Source organism: Mesorhizobium sanjuanii, from assembly GCF_002529485.1.
In the GTDB taxonomy this organism is placed as follows: Bacteria; Pseudomonadota; Alphaproteobacteria; order Rhizobiales; family Rhizobiaceae; genus Mesorhizobium; species Mesorhizobium sanjuanii.
In genome coordinates, this window is record NZ_NWQG01000100.1 from 1 (window position 1) to 6529 (window position 6529).

The following is a 6529-nucleotide window of genomic DNA, read 5'->3' on the forward strand; positions in this document are numbered from 1 at the left end:
TGGGGATTGGCGGGAACCCGGGTATCTCCAACGTTTGCGATTGTTGGCGGCATCCTTTCCCTTCGTCATCCTAGGGCGGAGCGGGAGCGAAGCGGACGCGCAGACCCTAGGATCCATGCCGTTCCTTTCGAGCTTAGCGGCGGCGCAGAACTGTTCGCGATGTCTCCGCACAGCGGTTCGCCGTATCTCTGGCCCAAGCAGCCCCTCACCGTTCTCAACCGTGTCACGCACCCTATCGCTCCTGCTTCAGCGCGCTCTCGTGCCAGCGCCGGAGGATGAGATGCGAAATCAGCGACAGCACCAGGAAGATCAGAATGCCGGTCAGCGAGATCAGGATCAGCGCCGCGAACAGCCGCGGTGCATTGAGCCGATATCCCGCCTCGATGATGCGCGAGGCGAGACCCGAGGACTGTCCGGTGGCGCCGGCAACGAATTCCGCCACCACCGCGCCAATCAGCGACAGGCCGCCGGCGATCTTCAGCCCACCGAGGAAATAGGGCATTGCCGCCGGCAGCCTGAGATAACGCAATTGCTGCCAGCGCGTCGCGCCGTTGAGCTTGAACAGATCCCGCAGATTGCGGTCGACCGAATTGAGGCCAAGCGTGGTGTTGGACAGGATCGGAAAGAAGGCGACGATCCAGGCGCAGAGCAGCAGCTTCGTCGTCTGGTTGTCGACATAGATGTTGATCAGCGGAAAGATCGCCACGATCGGCGTCACCTGCAGCACGATGGCGAAGGGGAAGAACGACATCTCCACCCATTTCGATTGCGCGAACAGCACCGCCAGTCCAACCCCGCCAACGACGGCCAAAGCCAAGCTGAGAAATGTGATCTTGAGCGTCACCAACAGCGAGGAGAACAACAGCCCGGCATCGTCATGAAGCGTTTGCAGCACCACGCCGGGGCGCGGCAATATGTATTTCGGGATGTCGTTCCAGACGCAGACGCGGTCCCACAGCCAGATCGCCAGGATCATGATCGCCAGCGGCAGCAGCCATCTGCCGATCCGTTCGAGCCGCTCCTGGCGCAGGCGGCGCGCCTCCTCGGGATCGAGCGCCAGAGTGTGTTCTTCAATGGCCGTCATGATGCGATCCGGCTGTTGAGTTGATGGCGCCGATCAGTACGTCGGACGCCTGGCGGCAGAGCGCGGCATAGTCGGGCGAGGTGCGGAACGCCTCGTCGCGTGGATAAGGCGCATCGACCGCGAATTCCCTGAACACGCGCCCCGGCCGCGCGGCCATGACGACAACGCGGTTGGACAGGAACACGCTTTCGAAGACGCTATGGGTGACGAAGACGACGGTGAAACGTTCTCCCTGCCACAACTCCAGAAGATCGTTGTTGAGCTTGAAGCGGGTGATCTCGTCCAGCGCTCCAAACGGCTCGTCCATCAAAAGCACGCGCGGCCTAGTGACCATCGCGCGGGCGATGGAGACACGCATCTTCATGCCGCCGGAAAGCTCGCGCGGCACGGCGTTCTCGAAGCCGGTCAGGTGGACGCGCGCCAGCATCTCCATGACAGAAGGCGCCGCCTTGGCCCGCGACACGCCCTTCAGCCTGAGCGGCAGCCAGACATTGTCGAAGACATCGGCCCAGGGCAACAGCGTCGGCTCCTGGAAGACGAAGCCGATGTCAGAGCGGTCGAAGGAGCCGCTGCCGCGCCAGTCGAGCACGCCCGAGGTCGGCGTCGACAGGCCGGCAATCAGCCTGAGCGCCGTCGACTTGCCGCAGCCTGACGGCCCGAGCAGGCTGAGGAAATCGCCCTCCCGGATCGTCAGGTTGACATCGCTGAGCGCTGTCACGCCGTTGGAGAAGACCTTGCCGACATCGCGCAGCGCCAAGAGCATCGGGCCATCGCCCGATGCCGCCCTAGGCGCTTGCGCCACTTTCTCCAGCTTCACGATTATTTCTTCAAATCCAGCCCGACGCCCTTGTTGATGAAGGCGAGCGTGTAGGCCTTCTTGATATCGATGTCGGGCTGCGCCACTTTCGCTTTGACCATCTTGTCGTAGAAGCTCTGGATGCGCGCTTCCGTCATGGCGCCGATGCCGAGCTTATCGGTATCGCCGGAATCGACCACGCCGAACTTCTTCAACTGCTCGATCGAGAAGGCGATCTGCTCATCCGTCATGTCGGGATTGTCCTTCTTGATCATGTCGTTGGCAGCCTTGTTGTCGCCATAGAGGTAGTTGTACCAGCCCTTGGCGGAGCCATCGACGAAGCACTGCACGACCTCCGGCCGCTTGTCGATCGTGTCCTGCATGACCTCCACCGTGGTCGCGTAGGTGTCCCAGCCATAGTCGGCGAGCAGGAACTGGTTCGGCATGAAGCCGCCCTCCTTTTGGACCGCGAACGGCTCCGAGGTGACATAGCCCTGCTGGATCGACTTCTTGTTGGCGATGAAGGGTGCCGGGTTGAAGGTGTAGGGTACGCGCTTGGCGGCATCGAAGCCGAGTTCGATAACCATCCACTGGAAGAAGGTCTGCGCGCCCTCGTCGCCGAGAATGTACTGCTCGGCATTCTTCAGATCGTCCCATGTATCCAGCCCCTGGCCGGGATGGGACATGATGACCTGCGGATCCTTCTGGAAGTCGGCGGCGACGACGCGCATCGGAATCCCCTGCTGCACAGCGTCGAACGCCGAAAGCAGATTGCCGCCCATGTAGAAGTCGATCTTGCCGGCTAGCAGCAGCGGCCGGCCGCTGACCTGCGGACCACCCAGCGTGATCGTCACGTCGAGCCCACACGCTGCATAGGTGCCGTCAGCGACTGCCTGATAGTAGCCGCCATGCTCGGCCTGGGCGAGCCAGTTGGTGCCGAAGGTGACTTTTTCGTTCGCAGCCGCCCCAAGCGTGCCTGCGGCAAGCAGCGCGATCGCGCCCACCGAGACCATCCATTTTCCACCCATGAACACCACCCTTTGTTTGCTCCAGCGCGCCACGCGCCGGGCTCGACACCATTGTTTCAAGAAGCAAGACACATGCCACCACCGGGGGCCGTCCGCTTGCGCAACAGCCGCATGCGAAGACTGGACGGCTCGTGCTGTATGGGATGCATCGTGCCTATTTTTTGAACGCCTGTCCACAATTGCACCGATGGCATGCACCACATCTTGAAGGCCCCACCGATCCGGCTCTACGCTGGCGCAAACAGGAGATTGTGATGTTCAGATTCCTCACGCCGAAGACGATCAAGGCGCCCTTCGCCCGCTACAGCCACGGCGTCGAGGTGCCTGCGGGGAAGCGGCTGGTGCTGTGCTCGGGCCAGGTCGCCATCACGGCAGACGATCAAATCCCGGAGGATGCCGGCGCCCAGGCCGAACTCTGTTTCCAGAACATAGCGGCGATTCTCGGCGAGGCCGGGCTTGGACTTCAGGACATCGTGCGCATCAACGCCTATGTCACCGAACGCGCCTACCTCAGGCCCTATATGGACGTTCGCGACCGGCTGTTTTCGAGCCCGGCGCCAGCCTCGACGCTGATGATCGTGTCCGGTTTCGCGCGGCCCGAATTCAAGGTCGAGATCGAGGTCATCGCGGCCGGGTGAGGAGCGCCCGCCGGCGGCTGGAATCGACAGGCCGTTGATCTCCAGTTAAACGAAACCACGTTGGCGCTGCCAGTTTCCTCGAGAGTCAAAAATGGACGTAACAAAAAAACGCGTATGGTGGGGCGACTACCGGACCACCGAATACGCCACGATCGACCCGGAAGCGACGATCGCCATTCTGCCGGTGGCGGCGATCGAACAGCACGGCCCGCATCTGCCGGTTTCGACCGATACCTCGATCATGAACGGCATGCTGGAAACGGTGATCGCGCGCCTGCCCGGCGATCTCGACATCCGCATCCTGCCCGTCCAGGCGGTGGGCAAGTCGAACGAGCATCTGCATGCGCCGGGCACGCTCACCCTTCCGGCAACCACGCTGGTCGATGCCTGGACCGAGCTTGGCCTGTCGGTCGCGCGAGCCGGCGTCAGGAAGCTGATCGTCGTCAACTCGCATGGCGGCAATGAGGAGATCATGGGCATCGTCACGCGCGAATTGCGCGTGCGCGCAAAATTGCTGGCGGTGAAGACGAGCTGGCAGCGCTTTGGCCGGCCGGCCGGTATGTATACCGAGCTCGAGGACCGCCACGGCATCCATGGCGGCGATGTCGAGACCTCGCTGATGCTGCATTTCCGGCCGGATCTCGTCGACATGGCCAAGGCCGCCAATTTCGCCAGCAATGTCGGCCGCGCCGAAAAGGAATTCGCGCTGCTGCGGCACACCGGAACGCATGCCTTCGCCTGGATTGCCAGCGACCTCAACCCGAATGGTGTGGTCGGCGACGCCAGCATTGCGACAGCCGAAAAAGGCCGCTTGACCGCCGGATATCAGGCTGACGGTTTCATCAGCTTGCTAAAGGATGTGCGCAAGGCGAAGCTCGCCGACTGGCTGGCGTAGCGATCCCGCGAGTCGAATTCAGCGGTCGATGTTCAGTGCAAAGGGCGTGCCTTCGAAGGCATCGGCGCCGCGCCCGATCGCCTTGATCGCTTCGACCATCCGGCCATCGCGCTCGAGCAGCACGTCGGCAACCGTTATCAGCCGCGGATTGGGCGTCGCCGTCGGCGATAGCGCCCGCAACGTGCGGGCCAACTCGACCTCGCAGCGCTTCGGTGCCAGTGCCGCCGCAATGATGTAGGCCGAGGCGGTCGAGCGGCTGATGCCGGCATAGCAATGAACCACCAGTGGCCTTGCACGATCCCATCGGCGAGCGAAGTCGAGCAGGTTGCGGACGTGTTCTTCGCCCGGCATGGTCAAGCCGTCCTGCGCCACGGCAATGTCGTGCATGACGAGGTGGAGATGGTTTTCCCGGGTAATCGACGCCGGCCGTGCCATCAACGTACCGGCAGCCAGCAGCGAAAGCAGCCGCTCGGCGCCGGTCTTCGTCACCGTTTCCTCGACCTTTGCCAGCGAACAGACATGGATCATCGCTTGATCTCCCTGGCGGCATCGTCGCGCCGCGAAGCCCAGTCCGCAAGGGCCGATTCGAGCCGTCGCCATTCCTCATCGGAGCCCGGCAATCCGGCGCGCAGCACATGCGGCCGATCGGAAAAATGCCGAAGCAGGACGCCGCGTTCGCCGAGCGCCGAAAACAGGCCGGCTGCGTCCGGCAGTCTGACATAGCGGAACAACGTGGTGCCGCCTGCGACGGAAACGCCGAAGCGGTCAAACAGCGCATCGAGCCGCACGGCATCCTCGGTCAGCCGGCGCCGCATCTCGACCTGCCAATCCGTGTCGGCCAGCGCGCGGATGCCATATTCGAGCGCCGGGCCAGCGACTGCCCATGGTCCGAATTGTGCTTCCAGCCGCTCGACCGTCAGCGTATCGGTCAACGCAAAGCCAAGCCGCAGGCCGGCGAGACCAAAGAACTTGCCGAAGGAGCGCAGCACGACGACACCACCCTGCCCGACATCGCCGGCAAGACTTTCCGCGCGCGGGCCGACATCCATGAACGCTTCGTCGACGACCAGCAACCCACCCTTGGCGCGCAATTTCCCGGCAAGCCGAAGCAGTCTTTCACGCTCGACGACGCGCCCGTCCGGATTGTTGGGATTGACGATGATGGCGAGGTCGGCCGCGGCCAGCGCCTCGAAATCGTCGACCTCCGCCACCGCATGGCCGGCAATCGCCGCCGCTCGACTGTGTTCGGCATAGGTCGGGCCGAGCACCAGCGCCTTGCCGGGTCTTACCAGCGAAGCGACGCGCGGCAACAGAATCTGCGTGCCGGGCGCCGCCGCCACATGCGCCGCCGATGGTGCGCCATAGGCGCTCGCCGCGACATCGGCGAGTTCGCGCAGGCGCGCGGCCTCCGGCAACCGTGACAGGGCGGTGGCGGGCAGCTCGAAAAGCGGATAGGAGTGCGGGTTGATACCGGTCGAGAGGTCGACGAAAGGCTGCGGCGCCTGGGGAAAGAGCGCCCTCGCCCGACCAAGGCTTCCGCCATGATCCACTGCTGCCACCGCTCCATCAAGAAGCTTCATGTCGTTCCTGATCGCCTTCCTGTCACTGGTTATTGAATTCGCGCTCGGTTATCCGGATTGGCTGTTCCGTCGCATCGGCCATCCCGTCACCTGGTTCGGCAGGCTGATATCCTTTCTGGATCGCCGGCTCAACCGCGATACTGATTCCGACGCGCTGCGTCGCCGGCGCGGTGTTCATACGCTGTTGGTCATCGTGCTGGTGCCGGCGATTATCGCTTTGGCGCTGGAAATCCTGCTGTGGCAGCTCCTTCCCTCCGGTCTGCTCATCGTGGCAGTTCTCGCGACCTCGCTCTTGTCGCAGAAGAGCCTGGCCGAGCATGTCGAGGGCGTGGCCGACGCACTCGACAATGGCGGGCTGGCCGTCGGCCGTGTCGCGGTCTCGCACATCGTCGGCCGCGATCCCGAAACGCTCGACAGGGCCGGCGTCTGCCGCGCCGCGATCGAAAGCCTGGCCGAGAATTTCTCCGACGGCATTGTCGCGCCCGCCTTCTGGATCGGTATCGGCGGG

At 63.5% G+C, this 6529-nt stretch carries 8 protein-coding genes; 3 read left to right on the top strand and 5 right to left on the bottom strand.

The window, feature by feature from the left end; all coding sequences use genetic code 11:
* Positions 1 to 232: 232 nt before the first annotated feature.
* Genes CN311_RS16470 through CN311_RS16480 form a run of 3 tightly spaced genes read right to left on the bottom strand, consistent with a single transcriptional unit; the run spans position 233 to position 2908 of the window.
* Positions 233 to 1084 (bottom strand): ABC transporter permease, encoded by an 852-nt coding sequence (locus tag CN311_RS16470; protein ID WP_097574829.1) that lies wholly within the window; start codon positions 1082 to 1084, stop codon positions 233 to 235.
* Positions 1071 to 1901 carry an ABC transporter ATP-binding protein gene (locus tag CN311_RS16475; protein WP_097574830.1) on the bottom strand — a complete coding sequence of 277 codons (831 nt, stop codon included), beginning with the start codon at positions 1899 to 1901 and terminating at the stop codon, positions 1071 to 1073. Before CN311_RS16475 ends, CN311_RS16470 begins: the two co-directional genes overlap by 14 nt.
* Before the next feature lie 2 nt (positions 1902 to 1903).
* Complete coding sequence (locus CN311_RS16480) at positions 1904 to 2908, bottom strand: ABC transporter substrate-binding protein (RefSeq protein ID WP_097574835.1); 1005 nt, start codon at positions 2906 to 2908, stop codon at positions 1904 to 1906.
* A 254-nt stretch (positions 2909 to 3162) separates the two neighbouring features.
* Here CN311_RS16480 and CN311_RS16485 point away from each other — a divergent pair, with 254 nt between their 5' ends.
* Positions 3163 to 3546, top strand: a complete 384-nt coding sequence (locus tag CN311_RS16485) for a RidA family protein (protein WP_097574831.1) — start codon at positions 3163 to 3165, stop codon at positions 3544 to 3546.
* Between the two features lie 91 nt (positions 3547 to 3637).
* Positions 3638 to 4441, top strand: coding sequence for a creatininase family protein (locus tag CN311_RS16490; protein ID WP_097574832.1), 804 nt, complete (start codon positions 3638 to 3640; stop codon positions 4439 to 4441).
* A gap of 18 nt (positions 4442 to 4459) precedes the next feature.
* Here CN311_RS16490 and CN311_RS16495 read toward each other — a convergent pair whose 3' ends face one another.
* The gene (locus tag CN311_RS16495) at positions 4460 to 4969 is read right to left on the bottom strand and encodes a tyrosine phosphatase family protein (RefSeq protein ID WP_097574833.1); all 510 of its coding nucleotides are present in this window, start codon (positions 4967 to 4969) and stop codon (positions 4460 to 4462) included.
* A complete protein-coding gene (gene cobD / locus CN311_RS16500; protein WP_097574834.1) occupies positions 4966 to 6021 on the bottom strand; it encodes a threonine-phosphate decarboxylase CobD in 1056 nt (351 codons plus the stop codon). The genes CN311_RS16495 and cobD overlap by 4 nt, the downstream gene beginning before the upstream one ends.
* Between cobD and CN311_RS16505 the strand changes: the two genes are divergently transcribed.
* Positions 6020 to 6529 (top strand): cobalamin biosynthesis protein CobD/CbiB (locus CN311_RS16505; RefSeq protein WP_133117203.1); only part of this gene is annotated, 510 nt, incomplete at its 3' end. The two genes, cobD and CN311_RS16505, sit on opposite strands and share 2 nt — an antisense overlap.

Bases quoted from the DNA above. Each gene is read 5' to 3' on its own strand.
- CN311_RS16470 (WP_097574829.1), bottom strand. From the start codon at position 1,084: ATGACGGCCATTGAAGAACACACTCTGGCGCTCGATCCCGAGGAGGCG.
- CN311_RS16480 (WP_097574835.1), bottom strand. From the start codon at position 2,908: ATGGGTGGAAAATGGATGGTCTCGGTGGGCGCGATCGCGCTGCTTGCC.
- CN311_RS16485 (WP_097574831.1), top strand. From the start codon at position 3,163: ATGTTCAGATTCCTCACGCCGAAGACGATCAAGGCGCCCTTCGCCCGC.
- CN311_RS16490 (WP_097574832.1), top strand. From the start codon at position 3,638: ATGGACGTAACAAAAAAACGCGTATGGTGGGGCGACTACCGGACCACC.
- CN311_RS16495 (WP_097574833.1), bottom strand. From the start codon at position 4,969: ATGATCCATGTCTGTTCGCTGGCAAAGGTCGAGGAAACGGTGACGAAG.
- cobD (WP_097574834.1), bottom strand. From the start codon at position 6,021: ATGAAGCTTCTTGATGGAGCGGTGGCAGCAGTGGATCATGGCGGAAGC.